The organism is Streptomyces sp. NBC_01267 (genome assembly GCF_036241575.1).
Classification (GTDB): domain Bacteria; phylum Actinomycetota; class Actinomycetes; order Streptomycetales; family Streptomycetaceae; genus Streptomyces.
Genome location: NZ_CP108455.1, coordinates 1,576,143 through 1,598,423, shown reverse-complemented (window position 1 = coordinate 1,598,423; position 22,281 = coordinate 1,576,143). Strand labels below are relative to the sequence as shown.

The following is a 22,281-nucleotide window of genomic DNA, read 5'->3' as shown; positions in this document are numbered from 1 at the left end:
GGGTGGTCGGGCCCGTCCGGGCATGGCAGAGGCCCGCCCGGGTGCCGGGCGGGCCCGTTTGCTGCCCGGATCCGGACGAAGGTGGTCAGTGCGGCCAGATCGGCGGGTCGGTGAGGAACGGGCCGCCGAGGTGGCAGTGCGCCGGGTTCTCCGGGTCCAGCTCGCCCTGCTCGGCGATGAGCTTCGCCGCGTACGGCTCGGAGTCGTCCCGCGGTTCGTACCCGAGGGCCCGCGCCGACGAGAGGTCCCACCAGATACGGGTGTTGGCGGAGGAGCCGTAGACCACCGAGTGTCCGACCTCCCCGGCCGTCAGCGCGGCGTGGAAGAGCCGGGCGCCGTCGTCCGGGCTCATCCAGACCGAGAGCATGCGTACCGAGGTCGGCTCCGCGAAGCAGGAGCCGATCCGTACGGAGACGGTTTCCTGGCCGAACTTGTCCCAGTACAGCTGGGCCAGGTCCTCGCCGAAGCACTTGGAGAGCCCGTAGTAGGTGTCGGGCCTGCGCGGGGTGTCGATCGGGATCAACGCGCCGGGATCGAGGGGCACTTCGCCCTCGGGGCTCGGCGTCCAGCCCACCGCGTGATTGGAGGAGGCGAAGACGATCCGTCCGACGCCCTCGGCGCGGGCCGCCTCGTAGAGGTTGTAGGTGCCCTCGATGTTGGCCCGGAGGATCTTGTCGAAGGAGGCTTCCAGGGAGATCCCGGCGAGATGGATGATCGCGTCGACGCCCCGCACGGCCTCGCGCAGCGCTTCCTTGTCGGCCAGGTCCGCGGTGATCGCCGTCGGCTCACCCTCGACCGGGACGGCATCGAAGAGGCGCAGCTCATAGCCGTACGCGGGCAGCAGGCCCCGCATCAGGGTGCCGAGGCCTCCGGCGGCTCCGGTGAGCAGGATGGTGCGGGGAGCGGGCATGAGCGGGTCTCTCCTCGATGGATCGGCTGAGTCCATGGACGGCATTCACATGCATGGACAAACTAAGGAGCCCCGCCGAGCCTCGTCAAGTGTGGCGTGGAGCGCCGGATTCCGCGCCTGTCTTGCTGTTTCCTGTCTCGACCGCCCTGTTTCCCGTCTTGACCGCCCCGGCCCCGCTGGCTTAGCGTAGCAATGTTCAGAAATATAGACACTGATCAGAACTGTGCACGACTGGATGACCCAGGGAGCGCCCGTGTCCTCAGCCCCGCTCGCCGGCCGACTTGACGGTCTGCTGTTCTTCCCCGTGACCGCCTACGGGGAAGACGGCGCCGTCGATCTCGATGCCTTCCGCGCGCATGTGCGCAGCGGTATCGACGCCGGCGCGGCCGCGGTCTTCGCCTGCTGCGGCACGGGCGAGTTCCACGCCCTCGGCCCGGAGGAGTTCGGCGCCGTCGTCGCCGCCGCTGTCGAGGCCGCGGCGGGCCGGGTGCCCGTGATCGCCGGGGCCGGATACGGGACGGCCCTCGCGGTCCGGTTCGCGAAGATCGCCGAGGAGGCCGGTGCGGACGGACTGCTCGCCATGCCGCCCTACCTGGTGCTCGCCGGCCAGGAAGGACTGCTGCGGCACTACTCGGCGCTCGCCGCGGCCACTTCGCTCGACATCATCGTCTACCAGCGCGACAACGCGGTGTTCACCCCCGAGACCGTCGTGGCCCTCGCACAGGTCGACGGAATCATCGGCCTCAAGGACGGGCACGGCGACCTCGACCTGATGCAGCGCATCATCAGCGCGGTACGCAGCGATCTCCCCGGCCGGGACTTCCTCTACTTCAACGGCCTGCCCACCGCCGAACTCACCGCCCTCGCCTACCGGGCCATCGGTGTGACGCTCTACTCGTCGGCCGTCTTCTGCTTCGCCCCCGACATCGCGCTCACCTTCTACCGCGCGCTGCGCGGCGGCGACGACGCCACCGCCAACCGGTTGCTGGACGCCTTCTACCGGCCGCTCGTCGAACTGCGCAACCAGGGCCGCGGATACGCCGTCTCCCTGATCAAGGCAGGGGTGCGGCTCGGCGGTCTGGACGTCGGCGAGGTCCGCCCGCCGCTCGGTGAACCCACCGCCGAGCACCTGGAGCAGCTGACCGCGATCGTCGCACGGGGCCGCGCCGTGGTGGCGGACGTGGCGGGCCGGGCCGCTGCCGGAACGGAGGACGCCGCGTGAAGACCTCCGTCTTCGTCTACCCCTGGGACATCGTCGGCGACCCGGACGCCGCCGACCGGATCGCCGGTCTCGGCGTCCAGCAGGTCACCCTCGCCTCCGCCTACCACTCGACGCGCGCCCTGACCCCGCGCCACCCGGACCACCGCATCGTGACGGCCGCCCACGCGTCCGTCCTCTACCCGGCCGCGGAGGAAGTCTGGGCCGGGCGGGCGCTGCGCCCGTACGCCGCCGGGGACTGGGCCCCCACCGCGGACCCGTACGGAGAGGCCGCCGCCGCGCTGGCCGGTGCCGGTCTGGAGGTGCACACCTGGGTGGTCCTCGCCCACAACTCCCGCCTGGGCACCGAGAATCCGGACATCGCGGTGGTCAACGCGTACGGCGACCGCTACTCCTGGGCCCCCTGCATCGCCCAGCCCGCCACCCGCGACTACCTCGTCACCCTGGCCGCCGAGGCCGCGGTGCGCCCCGGCGCGCGCGGCACCGAACTGGAGTCGCTCGGCTGGTACGGGCTCTCCCACCTGCACGCGCACGACAAGATCGCGGGGGTGGAACTCGGCGACGCCGGCCAGTACCTGATGTCGCTCTGCTTCTGCCCGGCCTGCGCCGACGGCTACCGCGGACTCGGCGTCGACGCCGAGGAGCTGAGGACAGCGGTCCGCCGCGCGCTGGAGCCGGTCTGGGCCACCGGCTCCTCGGCGGCCGGGCGGCCCGCGATCGAGAAGCTGCTCGGCGCCGATCTCGCCGCCGCCACTCTCGACTGGCGTACGCGCACCGCCCGCACGCTCCAGGAGCGGACCGTCGCCGCCGTACGCGCCGCCGCCGCTCCCGGCTTCCAGGTGCTGCTGCACGCCGATCCGGTCGCCCACCACTGCGGGGCGAACGTGGGCGTCGACCCCGAACACATCCTGGGCATCGCCGACGGGGTGGTGGTGCCCTGCACCGCCGGCCCCACGCTGCTCGCCCCGTTCGCCGTGCACCGTACGGAGCGGACGGTGCTGGCGGCCAACCTCACCGTGGTCTCCGGCATGGGTGGCAACCCGGCCGCGCTGGCCGAGGACGCCGCCCGCGCCGCCGGGCTCGGCGCGAACGAACTGCGGCTCTACCACGCCGGGTTGGCCTCCGAAACGGATCTCACACGCGTACGGGCCGCGCTGTCCTGACCCCCGTACGGGCCAGCGCGAGGGCCACCGCGAGACCGCTGACGGAGGCCACCGCCAGCAGTACGCGGACGTCCACCACGGCGACCAGCCCCGCGCCGAGTGCGAGGGCCACCGCGTTCGGAACGAACATCAGGCTGTTGGCGGTGGCCGCCGTACGCCCCAGTACGGCGGCCGGGGTCTCGCTCTGCACCGCGGTCAGCGCCGCGACCAGGACGCACGGCAGCCCGAAACCGACCGCCGCACTGCTCACCAGGGCCACCGTGTCGTACGGCAGTGCGCGCGCCCCGACCGCCGCCGCGAACACGGCGATCCCGGCGGCGGCGAAGACGCGGGGCGGGAGCCGGCGCATCAGCGGACCCGACAGAACGCCGATGGCGATGGAGCCGACCCCCTGCACCGAGTACAGCAGCCCGGCGTAGCCGGGGGAGTGGCCCAGCAGCCGGTCGACGACCGCGTAGATCATCGAGCCGTTGAGCCCGGCGACCAGCATCGTCGCCGAACCCGCGAGGACCAGCGGACGCAGCGTGGGGGAGCCGCGCAGGAAGCGGGCGCCCTCGATCGTGTCCCGCAGCCAGTGCGCGCCGGCGGGGCGCACCGGCTCGGCCTCCCGTACCCGGATCAGTGTGAAGATCACGGCCGCGAGGGCGAAGGTGACCGCGTCGAGCAGCGCCACGGCGGCTCCGCCGAACTGCACGAAGAGCCCGGCGCCCACCAGGGGCGAGACCAGTTTCATGCCCTCGGTGACGGTCATCCGCAGTCCGTTGAAGTCGCCGAGGAGATCCTTGTCGACGGCGGCGGCGACCAGCGCGGACTCGGCCGCGCCGCCCACCACGGTGTGCACGCCGTAGATCACCAGCACGGTGAAGAGGATCCAGATCCGGCCCGGCGAGTCCAGTGCGAGAAGCACCGGCATCAGCGCCGCCATCCCGAGATTCGTCACCACCAGCAGCGGCTTGCGGCGCACCCGGTCGGCGACCGTACCGATCAACGGCCCCACCAGGGACGGCGCCCACATGGCGAAGACGGCCAGCGCGGCGAGACTGTCCGACCCGGTCAGGGCCTTGACCCAGATGCCGGAGGCCAGCCACATGGCACTCGTGCCGAAGGCGTCGACGACCGCACCTGCCAGGTAGAGCCCCGCGTTACGGTCCCGCAGGACGCGTCCTATTGACCATTTCACCAGGTCAGCGTGGCAGCTGAGGGGGGTGCCCGAGATCGGGCGGCTGCCTTAGACCGACCGGCAATTGGGGGGCGGCGTCGCGGGGTCCGGCACGCACGCTCGCCGCGTTGTCGTCAATCACCATGGCTCCGCCATGCCTCAATCCTCCGCCTTGCGACCGCACGCACCGGACCCCGCTCCTTCACCCACCCCCCAATTGCCGGTCGGTCTTAGCCATGCACCCGGAAACGCCTTACGGCGAGGGGGGAGATGTACGGAGTCGTGGTCGTGAGGGCGGCGAAGCCGAGGCGCTGGAGGATCGGGCGGCTGTCGTCGGACGCGTCGACCTGGAGGAAGCGGTAGCCGCGTCCGGCCGCGAGCCGGGCGCGGTGCGCGACCAGGGCCCGGTAGATGCCCCGGCCGCGCCAGGCCGGGTCGGTGCCGCCGCCCCAGAGGCTCGCGAAGTCGGTGCCCGGATGGAATTCGACCCGGGCCGCGCAGACCGGTACGTCACCGGCCGTCGCCACCACCGCGGCGACCGACTCCGGGGCGTCCGTCACCTGGGCCAGTACCTGGTGCATGATCCGTGAGCCGTCCGTGCCGAAGGCCGCCCGGTGGGCGCGCGCCATGAGTTCCACGCCCGCGGCGTCGGTCACCGGGCGCAGGACGACGCCCTCGGGCAGCCGCACCTCGGTCGGCAGGTCCTTGACGTCGGCGACCATCAGGGTCTCCGGGGGCTCGGGCGTGAACCCGGCCGCCCGGAGCCGGTCCGCGAGATCGGCGGGGCGGTCGTGGGCGTACAGCTTCCACTCGAACTCGCGCTCCAGCGCGCCGAAGTGGCGTACCTGCCCGGCGATGGCCGCGTCCACCGTGTCCTCGTCCAGGTCCGACCAGACGACTGCGTTCCAGTCGGCGGCGTCCGCACCGGTCCGGCGCACTACACCGCCGACCCGCTCGGTCCGGCCCCCGGGGCCGTCCGGTGGCGCGTCCTGTCGCATCTGCCGGTCGAAGGCGGCCAGTACCGCACGGAGATCCATCCGCCCACTTCAGCAGGGTCGCCCCGGCCCGGCAAACAGATTTCCCCGGCGACGGGACTCCCGGCAGCAGATTTCTCCGGCAACGGATGCGCAAAGAGTCTTGTGCAGCGGATGTGATGCGCGTAGACAACCAGTGACCTGCTGTTCGTCCGTCACACATCAGAACCGGAGTTACCCGCGCATGCCCTCCAGACTCACCAGGATTTCCGTGTGTACCGTCGCGCTCGCCGCCGCCGGGAGCGCCTTCTACGGCGTCGGCGCCGCCACCGCCGACAACTCGGTCCCGAGGACCGACAAGGAAATCCCGAACATCACCAAGGTCGAAGACAGCATCAACGCCTTCTACGGCGGCAAGGCCGACGCCTCGGGTGCCTACCAGGCGTCGCCCACCAGCAACTACGCCAAGCAGGTCAAGGGCATCGAGACCAAGGCGAAGCGGCAGATCGCCGATGCCGCCCGCCACACCGCGCACGGCCGCAAGCCCGCCATCGTGCTCGACGTGGACGACACGACCCTGCTGACCTACGACTACGAGAAGAAGAACGGCTTCGCCTACAACGCGAAGGCCTTCGACGACTACGTCCAGAGCGCCCAGTCGGTCGCCGTCTTCGGGATGCCGGACGTCGTCAACTACGCCGCGAAGAAGGGCGTCACGGTCTTCTTCCTGACCGGCCGCGCCGAGACCCAGCGCACCGCGTCGGCGGTGAACCTCACCAAGGCCGGGTACGGCGTACCGGTCGACAAGGCGCACTTCTACCTGCAGGACAAGACCTCCGCGCCGTCCTACCTGAGCTGCGCCTCGCCGACCTGGAGCTGCACCACGGTCCAGTTCAAGTCGGGCACCAGGAAGCACATCGAATCGCTCGGCTACACCATCGTGGCCAACTTCGGGGACCAGTACTCCGACCTCAGCGGCGGGTTCGCCGACAAGACGTACAAGCTCCCGAACCCGATGTACTTCCTGCCCTGACGCAGCACACCGGTCCCGGCGTCAGCCTGTCGGCGCCGGGACCGGCCGCGCCGCGCCCGCCTTCTCGTACCGCAGCGCCAGCCCCGTCACGACCGCGCCGGTCCCTTCCCACAGGCCCACGCCCAGGAAGCCGGCCGGGGCGCGGCCGGTGACGACCGCGGTGGTGAAGACCGCGAAGGTCAGCAGCCGGAACGGGACCGTCCAGCGGAAGAACGCCTTCCAGTCGGCGAGCGCGGCCAGCACGTAGTACACGCCCATGTTGACCGCCGCCATCGACGAGGCCGTGATGAAGGTCCGGGTGTAGTCCGAGCCGGGGCGGCGGGACACCGGTACGGAGTGGAAGCCCAGCATCTTCAACAGCGCGTCGGGCGAGACCAGTCCGGCCACGCCGAGTACCGCGGCGAGCACGCCGAAGACCGCCATGGTCCAGCCGGACGGGGAACGGGGCAGTCGTATGGCCATGGCGGCACCCTATGCGTGACGCCCGCGCGGTGATCACCGAACGGAAACTTCCGCTGTGATCAACGACCGGCAGTTGCCGCGGTGATCGCCGACCGGCCACTGCCGCGCGGTGATCACGGACCGGCCACTGCCGCCGTGATCACCGAGCAGCCAGTTCTCCGGCAGTTACCGAGCAGCCACTTCTCCAGCGGTCACCGCGCGGCTACCTCTTCAGCGCCGCCGCCATCATCTTCTGTGCGACCGGCGCCGCCAGACCGTTGCCGCTGATCTCGGCGCGCGTCGCGTTCGAATCCTCGACGAGCACCGCCACCGCCACCTCCTTGCCGGTCGCCTTGTCCTTCGCGTACGACGTGAACCAGGCGTACGGGGCCTGGCTGTTGTTCTCGCCGTGCTGCGCCGTGCCCGTCTTGCCGCCCACCTCGGCGCCGCCGACCTTGGCGTTGGAGCCCGTTCCGTCCTCGACGACGGTCACCATCGCGCTGCGCAACTGCGCGGCGGTGGACTGGGAGACGATCCGACGGGACGCCGGCTTACCGTACGACTGAAGGGTGTTGCCGTCCCCGTCCGTCACCTTCGAGACCATGTGCGGGGTGGTCAGCACCCCGCCGTTGGCCAGGGTCGACGACACCATCGCCATCTGGAGCGGCGTGGCGGTCACATCGAACTGGCCGATGCCGGTGAGCGCCGTCTGCGCCTGGTCCATGCCGGACGGGTAGATGCTCGGCCACGCCCGCACCGGCACGTCCTGCTTGGTGTCGTTGAAGCCGAACTTCTCCGCCATCGCCTTCAGCTTGGCCTGACCCAGATCGTCGGCCAGCTTCCCGAAGACGTTGTTGCAGGAGTACTGGAGCGCGGTGCGGAGCGTCGCGTTCTCACAGGGGGCCGACGCGCTCTCGTTCTTCAGATCCGTGGTCGTACCCGGCAGGCGGTACGGGTTCGGGCTGTCCGTCTTCTCGTCGACCGACGAGAACAGCCCGTTCTCCAGCGCCGCCGACGCGACCACCAGTTTGAAGGTGGAGCCGGGCGGCAGCGGCTGGCGCAGCGCCCGGTTGAGCATCGGCTGGCTCTTGTCGCCGGTCAGCTGCTTCCAGGCGGCGCCGTCCGTCGTCCCGCTGATCTTCGACGGGTCGTACGAGGGCGTGGAGACCATCCCGAGGATCTCGCCCGACTTCGGATCGATGGCGACGGCCGCGCCCTTCTTGTCGCCGAGCGCCCGGTACCCCGCCTTCTGCACCGCGGGATCGATCGTGGTCAGCACGTCACCGGGGGCCGTCTGCTTGCCGGTGAGCGCCTGCACCGGGTTCTTCAGCCGGTCGTCGGTGCCGTCGAGCACGCTGCTGTAGAGGCTTTCGAGCTGCGTCGACCCGTAGGCCTGCGAGCTGTATCCGGTGACGGCCGCATAGAGGTCGCCGTCGGTGTACGTGCGTTTGTAGGCGAGGTCATCGCTGTCCGTCCGCTTCGATCCGGTGACCGCGGAACCGCCCACGACGATGTCGCCGAGCGGCTGCGCGTACTGCGCGATCGTGGTCCGCCGGTTGTGCTTGTTGTCCGCGAGCGCCTGGGTCTCGAACGCCTGCAGCCAGGTCGCCCGCACCAGCAGCGCGAGGACGAGGAGCAGGCAGAAGACCGAGGTGCGCCTGATTGTCTTGTTCATCCCGTGTGGAGACGAACGGAGCCGGGTGTGCCGTTCCCGGGCCTCGATTTTTTCAGCCGGCTCTCATCTGCGGGGGCCGCCTCCGGTCCGCCCGGTCCGTCCCCACCGCCCGGTCCGTCCGGTCCGGGCGGCGGGGACGGGTCTCGTCCCGGCAGGTCTCATCCCGGCAGGGTGAACAGCAGCTCGTCGGTCTCCGCCCCGCGGGAGTGCGCGAAGTCCCGGTTCCGGCCGGTGACGACGAAACCGCACTTCTCCAGCACCCGGGCCGAGCCCGGGTTGTCGGCGGCGGCGCGGGCGTACAGGGGCCGCTCGGGGACCAGGGCGAGCAGCGCGCGCAGCGCGGCGGTCGCGAGGCCCCTGCCCCAGTGGGCCCGCCCGATCGTGTAGGTGACCGAGCGCTCGTCGGGCGGCCCGTACACCGCGGTGTGGCCGACGACCGCACCGTCGGCGAGCACGGTACGCAGGACGGCGTCCGAGGCGCGGATCCGCTTCCAGTGTGCGTCGAAGTACGCCCGGTCCGTGGGGTCCTCGCAGGTGAAGGCCGCCATATGGTTCGAGACGGGGTCGCTCATGTGCGCGAAGATCACCGGCAGGTCCGCGTCCTCGACCGCGCGCAGGACGATGTCCATCAGAGCCTCCGGGTGGCGAGGGTCAGCCGGTCGCGGGCGTCGAAGAGTGCGTCCTTGACCATCTGCTCGTGCGCCGGGGTGAGCCGGGCGACCGGTACCGAGCAGCTGATCGCGTCGCGCGCCGGGGTGCGGTACGGGATCGCGACGCCGAAGCAGCGCAGCCCCAGGGTGTTCTCCTCGCGGTCGACCGCGTACCCCTGCTCGCGGATGAGGTGCAGTTCCTCGATGAGCTTCTCGCGGTCGGTGATCGTGTGCTCGGTCAGCTGCGCCATGGTCTCCGGCAGCATCTTGCGGACCTGCTCGTCGCTGTGGGTGGCGAGCAGCGCCTTGCCCAGCGACGTCGAGTGGGCGGGCAGCCGACGGCCGACGCGGGTGAACGGGCGCAGATAGTGCTGCGACTGGCGGGTGGCGAGGTAGACGACGTTCGTGCCGTCGAGGCGGGCGAGGTGGATGGTCTCCGTGGTGTCGTCGGAGAGCCGGTCCAGGGTGGCGCGGGCCGCCGCTACGACCTCGTCGCCGTCGATGTACGACGTGCCGACGAGCAGGGCGCGTACGCCGATGCCGTACCGCGTGCCGGTCGCGTCGGTCTCCACCCAGCCCAGCTCCACCAGGGTGCGCAGCAGCATGTAGAGGCTGGATTTGGGGTAGCCGACCGCCTCCTGGACGGCCGCCAGGGAGTGCATGCCGGGCCGCCCGGCGAAGTACTCCAGCAACTCGACCGTCCGCACCGCGGACTTGACCTGCGCCCCACCTGCTGTCTCGGCAGTCGACATTCGACCCTGCCCCTCTTGTCAATGCTGAACGCGCGTTATTAGAGTTCCAGGAGAGTTCATGATCTGGAACTGTGTTCAGAATACCGAACAACTTTACCGAACAAGTCATGCTGTGCGGCAGTGGATCTGGAAGGACGTTCGCGGTGGCAGCAACACCAGTCTGGAGTGTCGACCCCCGAACCGGGAAGCAGCGCGAACAGGTCGCGCTGGAGGCCACGGCGGGTGAGGTGGACCAGGCGGTCCGCGCCGCCCACGCCGTGCGTGCGACGCTCGCCGACCGTAGGGTACGGGCCGCGCTGCTGCGCACCGCCGCCGACCTGCTCGACGAAGCGGCGCCGCAGGTCATCGAGGCGGCCGACGCGGAGAGCGCGCTCGGCCCCGGCCGGCTCACGGGCGAACTCGCCCGCACCACGGCCCAGTTCAGGGCCTTCGCCGACGTCATCGACGAAGGCTTCTTCCTCGACATCCGCATCGACCACCCGGACCCCGGCGCCATACCGCCCCGGCCCGACCTGCGCCGGTACAAGCTGCCGCTGGGAGTCGTCGCGGTCTACGCGGCGAGCAACTTCCCGCTGGCCTTCTCGGTACCCGGCGGGGACACCGCGAGCGCGCTCGCGGCCGGCTGCCCGGTCGTGGTCAAGGCCCACCCGGACCACCCCGCCACCTCCGAACTGTGCGTCGCCGTGCTGCACCGGGCCGCCGAGCAGGTCGGACTGCCCGCCGCGGTGATCTCCGTGGTGCACGGCTTCGACGCCGGTGTCGCGCTGGTCAAGCACCCGCTGGTCGCCGCCGCCGGCTTCACCGGCTCGGTACGGGGCGGCCGGGCCCTCTTCGACGCGGCAGCCGCCAGGCCCGTGCCGATCCCCTTCCACGGCGAGCTCGGCTCGCTCAACCCGGTCGTGGTGACCGAGGCCGCGGCTGCCGAGCGCGCCGAGGAGATCGGCGCCGGCCTCGCGGGCTCCGTCACCCAGGGCGTCGGCCAGTTCTGCGTGAAGCCCGGCTTCGTCCTCGTCCCCGGCGGAGCGGCCGGTGACACCCTCGTGAAGGCGCTGACCGACGCGGTCAGCGACAGCGAAGCCGGAGTCCTCCTCGACCACCGGATGCGCGACAACTTCCTCGCGGGGGTACGCGAACGGGCCGCGCTCACCGGGGTCGACGCACCGGTCACCCCCGGCGCGGGCAGCGACCACACCGTGAGCGCGGGCTTCCTGACGCTGCCCGCCGCGCTGCTCGCCGCGGACGGCGAGCACGACCTGCTCCTCGAAGAGTGCTTCGGCCCGGTGACGGTCGTCGCCCGCTACGAATCGGCCGACGAGATCGCCGCGGTGCTCTCCCGGCTCCCCGGCAACCTGACGGCGACCCTCCAGGTGTCCGCCGCCGAGGCCGCCGGCGAAGGCGGCGCCGCCGCGCTGCTCGCCGAACTCACCCCGCTCGCCGGGCGTGTCCTGGTCAACGGCTGGCCGACCGGCGTCGCGGTCGCCCCCGCACAGCACCACGGCGGCCCCTACCCGGCCTCCACCTCCACCTCCACCTCGGTCGGCGGCACCGCGATCGAGCGCTGGCTGCGCCCGGTCGTGTACCAGACGACGCCGGAGGCGCTGCTCCCGCCGGAACTGCGCGAGGCCAACCCGCTGGGCCTGCCGCGGCGCATCAACGGGCTGCCGGAATGAACCGGCTCCCGGAACTGCCCTTCCCGCTGAGCCCGTACGGCCCGCAGGCCCCCTGGTCGCACGGCTCAGGGGTGCTTTCGGTCCGTGCGGGAGCGCGCCAGGACCTGTTCGTACCACCGGCGGGCGACTCCCTGGATCCCGCGTCCGACGCGCCCCGGCTGCTCGGCACGCCGCCGCCGGGCGACTTCCAGCTGATCGCCAGAGTGGCGGTCGGTTTCGTCGGCGCGGGCGACGCGGGCGCCCTCTACCTGCACGTGGGCGACCGCGAGTGGGCCAAGCTCTGCCTCGAACTCTCCCCGGACACCCCCACGATCTGCTCGGTCGTGACCCGTGGGTACTCCGACGACGTCAACTCCTCGGTGGTGGAGGGCGACAGTGTCTGGCTGCGGATCAGCCGCACGGGCAGTGCGTTCGCCTTCCACGCGTCGCCGGACGGTGAGCGCTGGACGTTCGTCCGGGTCTTCGCGCTCGGTGACGCCGCAGCCGCCCGGATCGGCTTCCTGGCGCAGTCGCCGGAGGCCGACGGCTGCGCGGTGACCTTCGACTCCGTCGCGTACCGGGCGTACGCGCCCAAGGGGCTGCGCGACGGCAGCTGACGCGCGGGCGGCCGGGCTGCAACTGTGCCCCGGCCGCCCGCGTCCTTCCCCTCATGATCCGAATTGCTGGTCCCGAAGACATCGACACGATCGCCACCTTTCACGCTGCCGCCCGCGCGACGTACTACGAGGGGCACCTCCCGGTGGCCGAGTACGCGGGCCCCGACGTGCTGTCCCAGGTCCGCGAGGGCTGGGTCCGGGCCGTGGCGCGGCAGGACGGCGGTGTGCTCTGCGCGGAGGACGGGGGTGTCGTCTCCGGGGTCGCGGCCTTCCGCGTCATCGACGGGGCCATGACCCTCACCCAGTTCCATGTCGCTCCGGCGCGCTGGGGCAAGGGCATCGGCAGCGCCCTGCACACCGCGGTGGTGACCGCCTGGCAGCAGACCGGAGTGCCCGGGGCGCGGCTCACCGTGTTCGAGCACAATCTGCGCGCCCAGCGCTTCTACACCCGGCACGGCTGGCAGCAGGACGCCACCGTGCTCCGGGGACCCGGCGACGATCACATCACGATGCTGCTGACCGTCCCGGCCGCCGGGAGCGCCGGGGAATGCGCCGGTACCCCGCCACGTTGACCAGGTGCGCGGGGCCTCCCGCGCGTCACGATCCTGGAGAGATGAAGAACATGCGCGTCGAGATCTGGAGCGACATCGCCTGCCCCTGGTGCTACGTGGGCAAGGCGCGGTTCGAGAAGGCGCTGGCCGCCTTCCCGCACCGGGACCAGGTCGAGGTGGTGCACCGTTCCTTCGAGCTCGACCCGGGCCGCGCGAAGGGCGACGCCGCCCCCGTGATCGAGATGCTCGGCAAGAAGTACGGGCTCACCGCGGAGCAGGCACAGGAGGCCGAGAACAACATCGCCGCCAACGCCGGAGCCGAGGGGCTGGGCTACCGCACCGAGGGCCGTGACCACGGGAACACCTTCGACATGCACCGGCTGCTGCACTTCGCCAAGGAACAGGGCCGCCAGGACGAGCTGATCGGGCTGCTCTACCGGGCGAACTTCGCCGACGAGCAGTCCGTCTTCGGAAGCGACGAGCACCTGGTGGAGCTCGCCGCCGAAGCGGGCCTCGACGCCGGCGCGGCCCGCACGGTGCTGGCCGACCCCACCGCGTACGCCGACGCGGTACGGGACGACGAGCGCGAGGCGGCCGAACTGGGCGCGAACGGCGTGCCGTTCTTCGTACTCGACCGCGCCTTCGGCGTCTCCGGCGCCCAGCCCGCCGAGGTCTTCACCCAGGCGCTCGGCCAGGCCTGGGACGCCAAGCCCCGGCTGACGGCGGTCAGCGGGGACGGCGAGGTCTGCGGGCCGGACGGGTGCGACGTTCCGCAGGCCGGCGGCCAGGCATAGGGTCTTTCGTTTGGATCACCCCGCGAGCCCGGGGTGATCCAAACGAGAGGCTAAGGGCTGTCCCGTAATTCCTGGCGGGCGCACGACGACAGCTACGGCACCTCGCGGCGTTGTCGGAACGCCCGAATACATCCAGTATTCGGGCGCCCCTCCGCCTTGCGATGCACCGCATCTGACGCCGTGCGCTGATCCACCAGGAATTACGGGACAGCCCTTAGGCGTCCCTTCGCGGTACCCGGCGGCTCTTCGCGATGGACGGAGAGCCGCCGGGGCCGCAGAGTGGTGCCCATGGAGACCTCGGCAGAGACCTTGGCAGGCGTGGAATTCGCGCCTCGGACGACCTATCTGAACACCGCGAGCACCGGGCTGCTCCCGGCCCGTACCGTCGCCGCGATGCACGCGGCGGTGACGGCGGCCTCCGTGGGCAGCCCGCCCGACATGTTCGCCGATGTGGAGGCCTCCCGCGCCTCCTTCGCCCGGCTCGCCGGAGTCCCGGTGTCCCGGGTGGCGGCCGGGGCTTCCGTCGCCGTCTACGCGGGACTGATCGCCGCCTCGCTCCCCGAGGGGGCCGAAGTCCTGGTCGCCGAGGGGGAGTTCAGCTCGCTGGTGAACCCCTTCGTCGTACGGGGCGACCTCAAGGTGCGCAGTGTGCCGCTGGAGTCGCTGGCGGACGCGGTACGCCCGGAAACCGCGCTCGTCGCGGTCAGCGCCGTGCAGTCGGCCGACGGGCGGCTCGCCGATCTCGCCGCGGTCCGGGCCGCCGCCCGCGCCCACGGCGCCCGTACCCTCGTGGACGCCTCGCAGTCGGCGGGCTGGCTGCCGCTCACCGCCGCCGAGGACGACTACACGGTGGCCGTCGCCTTCAAATGGCTGACCTGCCCGCGCGGAGTCACCTTCCTGGTGGTCCCCGAGGACCTGGGTGGGCTGACCCCGGTCTTCGCGGGCTGGGTCGCGGGGGAGGAGCCCTGGGACAGCTGTTACGGGCCGGTGGCCGAACTCGCCCACTCCGCACGGCGGTTCGACGAGAGCCCGGCCCTGTTCTCGTACACCGGGGCGCGGCACTCCCTCGCGTTGATCGAGGAGATCGGCCCCGCCGTGATCGGGCGTCACGACGTCGCGCTCGCCGACCGGTTCCGGGCGGGCCTCGACCGCACGGGGCAGCAGTTCGTCGCCGCCCCCGGCTCGGCGATCGTCTCGGTGCCGGGGCTCGGCCACCGCCAGGAGGAGCTCGGCCGGGCGGGCGTCGCGCTCTCCGACCGCGCGGGCAATCTGCGCGCCGCCTTCCACCTCTACAACACGGCAGCCGACGTCGACCGGCTGCTGGACGTCCTCGCCGGCTGACCGCCGGGGCGCCCGGAGCGGTACGGGATCAGTGCTGCCGCGGCTGCACGGACCATCCCGCGCTCGGCGGCTGACGCAGGAGAGGGGGACGGCACCCGGTGCCGTCCCCCTCTTCATGCACGTCGGCTCACTTCACCGGCGTGAAGTCCCGTGCCCCGATGAACTCCGGGCGCCGGACAGGAGCCGCGAACGGCTCCACCGCCGCGTTCTCCACGCTGTTGAAGACGATGAAGACGTTGCTGCGCGCGTACGGCGTGATGTTGTCGCCCGAGCCGTGCATGCAGTTGCAGTCGAACCAGGTCGCCGAACCGGCCCGGCCCGTGAAGAGCCTGATGCCGTGGGCGTCCGCCATCCGCGTCAGTGCCGCGTCCGACGGGGTGCCCGCGTCCTGCATCTGGAGCGACTTCTTGTAGTTGTCCTTCGGCGTCGCGCCCGCGCACCCCAGGAAGTGCTGGTGCGAACCCGGCATGATCATCAAGCCGCCGTTGGTGTCGAAGTTCTCGGTCAGCGCGATCGAGACCGACACGGCCCGCATGTTGGCCAGACCGTCCTCGGCGTGCCAGGTCTCGAAGTCCGAGTGCCAGTAGAAGCCACTGGCGCCGAATCCCGGCTTGACGTTGATCCGGGACTGGTGGACGTAGACGTCCGAGCCGAGGATCTGCCGGGCCCGGCCCACCAGCCGTTCGTCCCGCACGAGCCGGGCGAAGACCTCGCTCAGCTTGTGCACCTCGAAGACCGACCGGACGTCCTGCGACTGCGGCTCGATGATGGACCGCTCGTCCGCGCGGACGTCCGGATCGGCGATCAGCCGGTCCAGTTCGGCGCGGTAGAGCGGCACTTCGTCGTCCCTGAGCAGCTGGTCGACGGTGAGGAACCCGTCCCGCTCGAAGCCCTGGAGCTCGGGCCCGGTGACCGGCCCCGCGGCTCCGGGCCGCGACCAGACCACCGGGTCCTGGCGGGGTGTGGTCACTTCACTCGTACCACGGGTCGGATAGAGATCCGCCCGGATATTGGTCAGTACGTCGGTCATGGCGGTCAGGCCTCCTCGGTCAGCAGCGGGTAGACGCCGTTCTCATCGTGGTCCTCCCGTCCGGTGACGGGCGGGTTGAACACGCAGACACAGTGGAAGTCGGTCCTCGGACGCAGGGTGTGCTTCTCGTGCCCGTTGAGCAGATACATGGTGCCGGGCTCGATCCAGTGGACCTCGCCGGTGTCGTCGTTGGTGAGCTCGGCCTCGCCCTTGGTGCAGAGCACGGCCTCGATGTGGTTCGCGTACCACATCGACGTCTCGGTCCCCGCATACAGGATGGTCTCGTGGAGCGAGAAGCCGACCTGCTCCTTGGCGAGCACGATGCGCTTGCTCTCCCAGGTCCCGGACTTGGACCTGATGTGCCGGTCGGTTCCCTCGACATCCTTGAACGATCGGACAATCACGGTGAGTTGAACCTTTCTGTGCTACGGGTGCTGTCGTGTCAGGCGGTCTCGCGGACGGAGCGGGCCAGCGTGCTCAGACCCTCGTCCAGTTCTTCGGCGGAGATGGTCAGCGGCGGCAGCAGCTTCACCACCTCGCTCTCGGGACCCGAGGTCTCCAGGAGCAGACCGAGCTCGAAGGCGCGGCGGCAGACGGCGGTCGCGCGCGCCTTCTCCTGGAACTCGATGCCCCAGACCAGCCCGCGTCCGCGGAAGCTCACCCCGGCTCTGTCGTTCTCCTCGACGAGGGCGAGCAGCGCGCGCTCGACCTGCTCGCCGCGGGCGAGGGTCTGCCGCTCCATCTGGCCGTCGGCCCAGTACGTGTCGAGTGTGGCGGTGGCGGTGACGAACGCCGGGTTGTTGCCGCGGAAGGTGCCGTTGTGCTCGCCCGGCTCCCACACGTCCAGCTCGCCCTTGAACAGGCAGAGCGACATGGGCAGCCCGTAGCCGCTGATGGACTTCGACAGCGTGACGATGTCCGGGGTGATCCCGGCCTCCTCGAAGGAGAAGAAGCTGCCGGTACGGCCGCAGCCCATCTGGATGTCGTCGACGATCAGCAGCATGTCCTGGCGGCGGCAGAGCTCCTGGAGCTCCCGCAGCCACTCGGCGCGGGCGACATTGATGCCGCCCTCGCCCTGGACGGTCTCGACGATCACTGCGGCGGGCTTGTTCAGACCGGAGCCCTGGTCGTCGAGCAGCCGCTCGAACCACAGGAAGTCCGGGACCTGGCCCTCGAAGTAGTTGTCGAACGGCATCGGCGTGCCGTGGACCAGCGGGATACCGGCGCCGGCCCGCTTGAAGGCGTTGCCGGTGACGGCGAGCGAGCCCAGCGACATGCCGTGGAAGGCGTTGGTGAACGAGACGACGGACTCGCGGCCCTTCACCTTGCGGGCCAGCTTCAGCGCCGACTCGACGGCGTTGGTGCCCGTCGGGCCGGGGAACATCACCTTGTACGGCAGGTCACGCGGGCGCAGGATCACGTTCTGGAAGGTCTCCAGGAACGCGCGTTTGGCCGTGGTGGCCATGTCCAGGCCGTGGGTGATGCCGTCGCGCTCGATGTAGTCGATCAGCGCGCGCTTCAGTACCGGGTTGTTGTGGCCGTAGTTGAGCGCTCCGGCACCGGCGAAGAAGTCGAGGTAGGTGTGGCCGTCCTCGTCGTGGAGGTAGCTGCCCTGCGCGTGGTCGAACACGGCGGGCCAGCTGCGGCAGTAACTGCGCACTTCCGACTCAAGGGTCTCGAAGACGCTGAGGGCAGGCGGGGTGATGGTCACAGCAGATCTCCTGGGATGAGGGATGTCAGTCAGGCCGAGACGGGGCTGATGCGGTACAGCACTTCCGGCTGGTGCGTCCCTTCGGGAAACAGTCCGCCGTCGAAGAGCACTTCACGTTCCAGGGATGCTCCGTGCCGCTCCGCGTACGAGCGGAAGAGCCGGTCGGAGGCGGAGTTGTCCGGGGCGACGGTGGTCTCTATCTCCCGGACCCGGCCGTCGGCGGTGACCTTGGCGGTCAACGCGTCCAGCATCAGTCCGGCGAGGCCGTGGCCACGGTGGGCCCGGTCGACGGCCACCTGCCAGACCACCAGGGCCTCGGGGCGGCTGGGACGCGCGTAGCCGGTGACGAAGCCGATGGGCTCGCCCGCGGAGTCGCGCGCCACCACGGAGGTCGCTGCGAAGTCACGACACCACAGCAGGTAGCTGTACGAGGAGTTGAGGTCGAGAACCTCGGAGTCGCGGGCAATACGCCAGATCGCGGCCCCGTCCTCCACTCGTGGAGTGTCTATCTCGTGGAATTCGCTACGGGCACGTACAAGGTCTTCTTGCGCGGCGGTCATGTCTGCAAAATTTACCCAGCAAATTCAAAAAATGCATTCGGGCGCAGGGTTGGCCAAATGCCCTGACCGGTGTTATCGCGCGGGCGCGGGTCTGGGCCGCTCCGGTCGCGAATATGGGTGATTTGTGGTGGAATAATTGGTCAAAGTGACCCCATTGTGGGGTCGGTCACATGTGTGTAACTGTCACGAGACGTGTCTGAATTACGCTAGTCGAACTTGTTGAAAATACAGTGTTTAGGGTCCCGGAAAGCGGGCAGAAGAAAACGGGAAGCTGTACTGATAAACGTTAGAATTACGTATTGTTCAATTCTCGGCCAATAGAATTCCGTTAAAGGCGCGCCCAAGCCACGCCCAAGCCGCGCCCCGGGCGTGACCCGGGGCACGGACCGGACGGGTCTCAGGCGCTCTGCCAGGCCGCGGAGACCGCGCTGCGGGCCGCCTCCAGATCGACGGTCGCCCCCGTGCCGCCCAGTGCGGCACCCAGTGCGGCGAGCGAGGAGTGCACCACTCCCTGGGTGGCGTCCGGGCCGTAGTGATTGATTCGGATCATCTCCTTCGCCAGCGCCCCGCCGCCCGCGATCAGCGGCAGCGTCGGATCGGCGGCCAGCGCCTTCGCGACCAGTTCCGAGGCGTCGACCCCGGCCGGCGTGCGCAGTGTGGTGGCGACCGGGGCCGCGTCCCGGGCCTCGTGGACGTACGGCGCGAGACCGCCGCCCAGGGCGAGCGCACCGGCCCGGGTGGCCGAGGCCGCCCGCGCGTGCCGGTCCATCACCGAGGCCGGGCCCTCCGACTCGATCCGCTCCAGGCACGCCTGCAGCGCCAGCATCTCCAGCTGCGCCGGAGCGTGCGGCAGCGCCTTGCGGCCACTGTCGATCCAGCGCTCCTTCCAGTCCAGGAGCGAGAGGTACGAGCGGCGCGGGGCCTGCGGGTTCTCCGCGAACCGCTGCCAGGCACGCCCGCTCACCGCCACCGCCGAGACCCCGGCGGGGCCGCCCATGCCCTTCTGGGCGCCGATCACGCAGAGATCCACGCCCCAGGCGTCGGGCAGCAGCGGCTCCGCCCCCACCGAGGCGACCGCGTCGAGCATGAAGAGCGCTCCGTGGGCCCTGACGACCTCACCGATCTCGGCGACCGGGTTGGTGTTGCCGGTCGCCGCCTCGGCGTGTACGAGCGAGACGAAGTCGATCTCCGGCCGGGCCGCGAGGGCTTCGCGCACCTGCTCCGCGGTGACCGCGCTGTGGAAGGGCACGGCCAGATCGACCACGGTCACCCCGCAGTCGCGCAGCCAGTTGCCGAAGGTCTGGCCGTACGGACCTGTGATCACGTTCAGCGCGGTCGAGCCGGGCCGGGCTCCGGAACGGATGCAGCCCTCCAGGGGGAGCAGCGCCTCGCCCTGCATGATCACGACATCCTGCCGGGTGTCGAGCAGCGCGCCGACCTGCCGCTCGATCGCCGCGAACCGGGCGGGGGTGAGCGGGGCGAGGTCCAGGAAAGGATGGGTCACGGTGGTGCTCTCTTCGCGAGTACGTTCGGGCTGCCGGTCCGATGGTACTGAGGGGGGTCCGGGCGGATACCGGGCCGGATCGGCGAGCGCGCCGGGTGGGAGGCGGGCGGCGGCGCCGACCGGCGTCGTCCTAGGCTCGGCGCATGAGCGATCACGCGGTGCTGCATGTGAAGGGGCGGGTGCTCGTCGGGCCGGAGGAGGTCCGGGACGAGTTGTGGGTGGTCGGCGGCCGGATCACGTATGTGCGCCCGGCCGCCGAAGCGGTCACCGTGGAGGGGTGGGTGCTGCCCGGTCTGGTCGACGCCCACTGCCACGTCGGGCTCGGCCCGCACGGCGCGGTCGACGAGGCGACCACCGAGAAGCAGGCGCTGACCGAGCGGGAGGCCGGGGCGCTGCTGCTGCGCGACGCGGGCTCGCCGTCCGACACCCACTGGATCGACGACCGCGACGACCTCCCGAAGATCATCCGCGCGGGCCGGCACATCGCGCGCACCCGTCGCTACATCCGGGGCTTCGCCCATGAGATCGAGCCGGGGGACCTGGTCGAGTACGTCGGCAGGGAGGCGCGCGCGGGCGACGGCTGGGTCAAACTCGTCGGGGACTGGATCGACCGGGAGACCGGTGACCTGTCGGCCTGTTGGCCGCGTGGCGAGGTGGAGGCGGCGATCGCGGAGGCGCACCGGCTCGGCGCCCGGGTCACCGCGCACTGCTTCGCCGAGGACTCGCTGCGGGATCTCGTGGAGGCCGGGATCGACTGTATCGAGCACGCCACCGGGCTGACCGAGGAGACGATCCCGCTGTTCGCCGAACGGGGCGTCGCGATCGTCCCGACACTGGTCAACATCGCCACCTTCCCGCAGCTCGCCGCGGGCGGCGACGCCAAGTACCCGCGCTGGTCGGCGCACATGAGGCGGCTGCACGAGCGCCGTTACGACACGGTGCGCGCCGCGTTCGACGCGGGCGTCCCGGTGTATGTCGGTACGGACGCGGGCGGCTCCCTGCCGCACGGTCTGGTCGCGGCGGAGGCGGCGGAGCTGGCGAAGGCGGGCCTTCCGGTGGCCGATGTGCTCTCCGCGGCGGCCTGGGGCGCGCGGGAGTGGCTGGGGCGGCCGGGGCTCGTCGAAGGGGCGCCCGCCGACCTCGTGGTGTACGGCGAGGATCCGCGCGAGGACGTGCGGGTGCTGGCGGCGCCGCGACGGGTGGTGCTCGACGGGCGGGTGCGCGCCTGAGGGCCGGGGCTCGAACGGTCAGGGCCCGGCGTCAGGTTGACCAGGGCGTGACGCGATGCGCGCGCCTCTCGTTGTACCGCTTCAGGCATGTGTCCCCGCACCGGCCGGTGCGTCACTCCGGGGTGTGACAGAAGGGGCAGACAGGAACGCCCGTGCCTCCAGATTCGAATACGAGCGCGGAAACGCCACTTTGGAGTGAACTCACGTCGGGTTGCTGCCCGTTCACCCTCAGTGCGTAAAGATTCCCCTGTCTCGGTCGCCGGCGCACTCACGAAGTCCCCGTGAGGTGCGCCCCCGGCGACGTCATGTCTCTTGTGGGGGTTCCACCGCCTTGAACAGCAATACCTTCCGTATGCCCGCACGCCGCACGGCCGCCGCCTTCGTCGTGGCCGCGCTGACCGCAGGATCCGCGGCGCTCCTCGCCGCGGCCCCGGCGCAGGCGACCACCGGCAGTGACGGAAAGGCGAGCGCTGTCGTGCTCCGTACCGGGCTCGACGTCTCGCTGCTCAACAAGACCGTCGACCTGCCGCTCGCGCTCTCGCTCAACGAGGTGCGGGCCCCGGCGACTGCCGAAAAGACCGCGCTGACCGCGAAGTTGGACGGAGTCGACCAGGGCCGCCCCTTCAGCCTGCTGCGCGCCGACGTCGCCACGGCCAGAGCCACCGCCGACAAGCACCGTGCCGAGGGGTACGCCAACATCGCCCGCGCGTCCGTCCATGTCCCCGGGCTGCCGCTGCTCTCGCTGATCGAGGTCGAGCAGGTCACGTCGAAGGCCGTCTGCGAGACGGGCAAGCGGCCGAAGGCCGAGTCGAACGTCCTCGGCCATGTGACGGTGCTCGGCAAGCGGATCACGCTCTCCGCCGGTGGCACGACCGAGGTCCATGTGCCCGCCGTCGGCGACGTGACCCTCGACCTCTCGAAGACCGCCACCACCTCCCGTACGGCCGCGGCCACCGCGCTGCGGCTGAAGGTGTCGGTGAACCCGCTGAAGCTGAACGTCGCAGACGTCCAGGGCGAGATCACTCTCGCGCAGGCGACCTGCACGTCGCCGAAGGCCGCACCGGCCCCGACCCCGCACCCCACCGGACACCGGGCCGAGCCCGTCCCCGGGGTGACGGCCCAGAACGCGGCCGACCCGAAGCCGGCGACCGAGCCGGCCAAGCAGAACCTCGCGGAGACCGGCGGCAGTTCCATGACGCCGTACATCGCGGGCGGCGCCGCGGTCCTGGTGCTGGCAGGCGGGGGCGCGCTCGTGATGGCGCGCGGACGCAGCCGTAACAAGGCCTGACACGGCCTACATGGCCTGACACGACCGGGCG

22 protein-coding genes are annotated in these 22,281 nt (G+C 70.9%); 10 read left to right on the top strand and 12 right to left on the bottom strand.

From position 1 onward, the window contains the following. Nucleotides 1-85: 85 nt before the first annotated feature. Nucleotides 86-910, bottom strand: coding sequence for an NAD-dependent epimerase/dehydratase family protein (locus OG709_RS07420; protein ID WP_250303900.1), 825 nt, complete (start codon nucleotides 908-910; stop codon nucleotides 86-88). Between the two features lie 253 nt (nucleotides 911-1,163). Here OG709_RS07420 and OG709_RS07415 point away from each other — a divergent pair, with 253 nt between their 5' ends. Both OG709_RS07415 and OG709_RS07410 read left to right on the top strand, forming a co-directional pair. Then, nucleotides 1,164-2,132: a 5-dehydro-4-deoxyglucarate dehydratase gene (locus OG709_RS07415; protein ID WP_250303901.1), complete on the top strand. Its 969-nt coding sequence runs from the start codon at nucleotides 1,164-1,166 to the stop codon at nucleotides 2,130-2,132. Beyond that, nucleotides 2,129-3,292, top strand: a complete 1,164-nt coding sequence (locus OG709_RS07410; RefSeq protein WP_266643715.1) for a hypothetical protein — start codon at nucleotides 2,129-2,131, stop codon at nucleotides 3,290-3,292. Before OG709_RS07415 ends, OG709_RS07410 begins: the two co-directional genes overlap by 4 nt. Here the strand turns inward: OG709_RS07410 and OG709_RS07405 are convergent. Both OG709_RS07405 and OG709_RS07400 read right to left on the bottom strand, forming a co-directional pair. Beyond that, nucleotides 3,264-4,472 (bottom strand): MFS transporter, encoded by a 1,209-nt coding sequence (locus OG709_RS07405; protein ID WP_326695108.1) that lies wholly within the window; start codon nucleotides 4,470-4,472, stop codon nucleotides 3,264-3,266. The genes OG709_RS07410 and OG709_RS07405 overlap by 29 nt on opposite strands. Before the next feature lie 209 nt (nucleotides 4,473-4,681). Further along, the gene (locus OG709_RS07400) at nucleotides 4,682-5,488 is read right to left on the bottom strand and encodes a GNAT family N-acetyltransferase (RefSeq protein ID WP_250303904.1); all 807 of its coding nucleotides are present in this window, start codon (nucleotides 5,486-5,488) and stop codon (nucleotides 4,682-4,684) included. Nucleotides 5,489-5,669: 181 nt separating this feature from the next. Here OG709_RS07400 and OG709_RS07395 point away from each other — a divergent pair, with 181 nt between their 5' ends. Continuing rightward, nucleotides 5,670-6,458 carry an HAD family acid phosphatase gene (locus OG709_RS07395; RefSeq protein WP_266643720.1) on the top strand — a complete coding sequence of 263 codons (789 nt, stop codon included), beginning with the start codon at nucleotides 5,670-5,672 and terminating at the stop codon, nucleotides 6,456-6,458. A 21-nt stretch (nucleotides 6,459-6,479) separates the two neighbouring features. Here OG709_RS07395 and OG709_RS07390 read toward each other — a convergent pair whose 3' ends face one another. The 4 genes from OG709_RS07390 to OG709_RS07375 form a co-directional block, all read right to left on the bottom strand. Continuing rightward, nucleotides 6,480-6,920 carry a hypothetical protein gene (locus tag OG709_RS07390; RefSeq protein ID WP_250303906.1) on the bottom strand — a complete coding sequence of 147 codons (441 nt, stop codon included), beginning with the start codon at nucleotides 6,918-6,920 and terminating at the stop codon, nucleotides 6,480-6,482. A gap of 202 nt (nucleotides 6,921-7,122) precedes the next feature. Continuing rightward, nucleotides 7,123-8,574, bottom strand: coding sequence for a peptidoglycan D,D-transpeptidase FtsI family protein (locus OG709_RS07385; RefSeq protein ID WP_329165316.1), 1,452 nt, complete (start codon nucleotides 8,572-8,574; stop codon nucleotides 7,123-7,125). Between the two features lie 158 nt (nucleotides 8,575-8,732). Next, on the bottom strand, nucleotides 8,733-9,203 hold the full coding sequence (locus OG709_RS07380; protein WP_329165314.1) for a GNAT family N-acetyltransferase: 471 nt from the start codon (nucleotides 9,201-9,203) through the stop codon (nucleotides 8,733-8,735). Beyond that, complete coding sequence (locus OG709_RS07375; protein ID WP_250303909.1) at nucleotides 9,203-9,976, bottom strand: IclR family transcriptional regulator; 774 nt, start codon at nucleotides 9,974-9,976, stop codon at nucleotides 9,203-9,205. The genes OG709_RS07380 and OG709_RS07375 overlap by 1 nt, the downstream gene beginning before the upstream one ends. A 143-nt stretch (nucleotides 9,977-10,119) precedes the next feature. Here OG709_RS07375 and OG709_RS07370 point away from each other — a divergent pair, with 143 nt between their 5' ends. From OG709_RS07370 to OG709_RS07350, 5 genes are all read left to right on the top strand, one after another. Beyond that, nucleotides 10,120-11,646, top strand: coding sequence for an aldehyde dehydrogenase (NADP(+)) (locus OG709_RS07370; RefSeq protein ID WP_250303910.1), 1,527 nt, complete (start codon nucleotides 10,120-10,122; stop codon nucleotides 11,644-11,646). After that, entirely contained in the window at nucleotides 11,643-12,242 is a 600-nt protein-coding gene (locus OG709_RS07365) for a DUF1349 domain-containing protein (protein WP_329165310.1), read from the top strand. Before OG709_RS07370 ends, OG709_RS07365 begins: the two co-directional genes overlap by 4 nt. 53 nt (nucleotides 12,243-12,295) lie before the next feature. Continuing rightward, on the top strand, nucleotides 12,296-12,814 hold the full coding sequence (locus OG709_RS07360) for a GNAT family N-acetyltransferase (protein WP_250303912.1): 519 nt from the start codon (nucleotides 12,296-12,298) through the stop codon (nucleotides 12,812-12,814). A 50-nt stretch (nucleotides 12,815-12,864) separates the two neighbouring features. Then, nucleotides 12,865-13,587 (top strand): DsbA family oxidoreductase, encoded by a 723-nt coding sequence (locus tag OG709_RS07355; protein WP_266645109.1) that lies wholly within the window; start codon nucleotides 12,865-12,867, stop codon nucleotides 13,585-13,587. 288 nt (nucleotides 13,588-13,875) lie between these two features. After that, nucleotides 13,876-14,928 carry an aminotransferase class V-fold PLP-dependent enzyme gene (locus tag OG709_RS07350; protein ID WP_329165308.1) on the top strand — a complete coding sequence of 351 codons (1,053 nt, stop codon included), beginning with the start codon at nucleotides 13,876-13,878 and terminating at the stop codon, nucleotides 14,926-14,928. A gap of 127 nt (nucleotides 14,929-15,055) precedes the next feature. Here OG709_RS07350 and thpD read toward each other — a convergent pair whose 3' ends face one another. The 5 genes from thpD to OG709_RS07325 form a co-directional block, all read right to left on the bottom strand. Continuing rightward, nucleotides 15,056-15,958, bottom strand: coding sequence for an ectoine hydroxylase (gene thpD / locus OG709_RS07345; protein WP_250303914.1), 903 nt, complete (start codon nucleotides 15,956-15,958; stop codon nucleotides 15,056-15,058). A gap of 5 nt (nucleotides 15,959-15,963) precedes the next feature. Next, a complete protein-coding gene (locus OG709_RS07340) occupies nucleotides 15,964-16,362 on the bottom strand; it encodes an ectoine synthase (protein ID WP_250303915.1) in 399 nt (132 codons plus the stop codon). Between the two features lie 38 nt (nucleotides 16,363-16,400). Next, nucleotides 16,401-17,669, bottom strand: a complete 1,269-nt coding sequence (gene ectB / locus OG709_RS07335) for a diaminobutyrate--2-oxoglutarate transaminase (RefSeq protein WP_250303916.1) — start codon at nucleotides 17,667-17,669, stop codon at nucleotides 16,401-16,403. Between the two features lie 29 nt (nucleotides 17,670-17,698). Further along, a complete protein-coding gene (ectA, locus tag OG709_RS07330; RefSeq protein ID WP_250303917.1) occupies nucleotides 17,699-18,229 on the bottom strand; it encodes a diaminobutyrate acetyltransferase in 531 nt (176 codons plus the stop codon). A 397-nt stretch (nucleotides 18,230-18,626) separates the two neighbouring features. After that, on the bottom strand, nucleotides 18,627-19,733 hold the full coding sequence (locus tag OG709_RS07325; RefSeq protein WP_250303918.1) for a pyridoxal-phosphate-dependent aminotransferase family protein: 1,107 nt from the start codon (nucleotides 19,731-19,733) through the stop codon (nucleotides 18,627-18,629). Nucleotides 19,734-19,876: 143 nt separating this feature from the next. On the opposite strand from OG709_RS07325, the gene OG709_RS07320 reads away from it, so the two are divergent. Next, nucleotides 19,877-20,962: an amidohydrolase family protein gene (locus OG709_RS07320; protein WP_250303919.1), complete on the top strand. Its 1,086-nt coding sequence runs from the start codon at nucleotides 19,877-19,879 to the stop codon at nucleotides 20,960-20,962. Nucleotides 20,963-21,293: 331 nt separating this feature from the next. Further along, on the top strand, nucleotides 21,294-22,250 hold the full coding sequence (locus tag OG709_RS07315; RefSeq protein WP_374211340.1) for an SCO1860 family LAETG-anchored protein: 957 nt from the start codon (nucleotides 21,294-21,296) through the stop codon (nucleotides 22,248-22,250). Nucleotides 22,251-22,281 lie beyond the last annotated feature (31 nt).

Bases quoted from the DNA above. Each gene is read 5' to 3' on its own strand.
- thpD (WP_250303914.1), bottom strand. From the start codon at position 15,958: ATGACCGACGTACTGACCAATATCCGGGCGGATCTCTATCCGACCCGT.
- OG709_RS07350 (WP_329165308.1), top strand. From the start codon at position 13,876: ATGGAGACCTCGGCAGAGACCTTGGCAGGCGTGGAATTCGCGCCTCGG.
- ectA (WP_250303917.1), bottom strand. From the start codon at position 18,229: ATGACCGCCGCGCAAGAAGACCTTGTACGTGCCCGTAGCGAATTCCAC.
- OG709_RS07375 (WP_250303909.1), bottom strand. From the start codon at position 9,976: ATGTCGACTGCCGAGACAGCAGGTGGGGCGCAGGTCAAGTCCGCGGTG.
- OG709_RS07320 (WP_250303919.1), top strand. From the start codon at position 19,877: ATGAGCGATCACGCGGTGCTGCATGTGAAGGGGCGGGTGCTCGTCGGG.
- OG709_RS07420 (WP_250303900.1), bottom strand. From the start codon at position 910: ATGCCCGCTCCCCGCACCATCCTGCTCACCGGAGCCGCCGGAGGCCTC.
- OG709_RS07360 (WP_250303912.1), top strand. From the start codon at position 12,296: ATGATCCGAATTGCTGGTCCCGAAGACATCGACACGATCGCCACCTTT.
- OG709_RS07390 (WP_250303906.1), bottom strand. From the start codon at position 6,920: ATGGCCATACGACTGCCCCGTTCCCCGTCCGGCTGGACCATGGCGGTC.
- OG709_RS07365 (WP_329165310.1), top strand. From the start codon at position 11,643: ATGAACCGGCTCCCGGAACTGCCCTTCCCGCTGAGCCCGTACGGCCCG.
- OG709_RS07380 (WP_329165314.1), bottom strand. From the start codon at position 9,203: ATGGACATCGTCCTGCGCGCGGTCGAGGACGCGGACCTGCCGGTGATC.
- OG709_RS07400 (WP_250303904.1), bottom strand. From the start codon at position 5,488: ATGGATCTCCGTGCGGTACTGGCCGCCTTCGACCGGCAGATGCGACAG.
- OG709_RS07395 (WP_266643720.1), top strand. From the start codon at position 5,670: ATGCCCTCCAGACTCACCAGGATTTCCGTGTGTACCGTCGCGCTCGCC.
- OG709_RS07355 (WP_266645109.1), top strand. From the start codon at position 12,865: ATGCGCGTCGAGATCTGGAGCGACATCGCCTGCCCCTGGTGCTACGTG.
- OG709_RS07385 (WP_329165316.1), bottom strand. From the start codon at position 8,574: ATGAACAAGACAATCAGGCGCACCTCGGTCTTCTGCCTGCTCCTCGTC.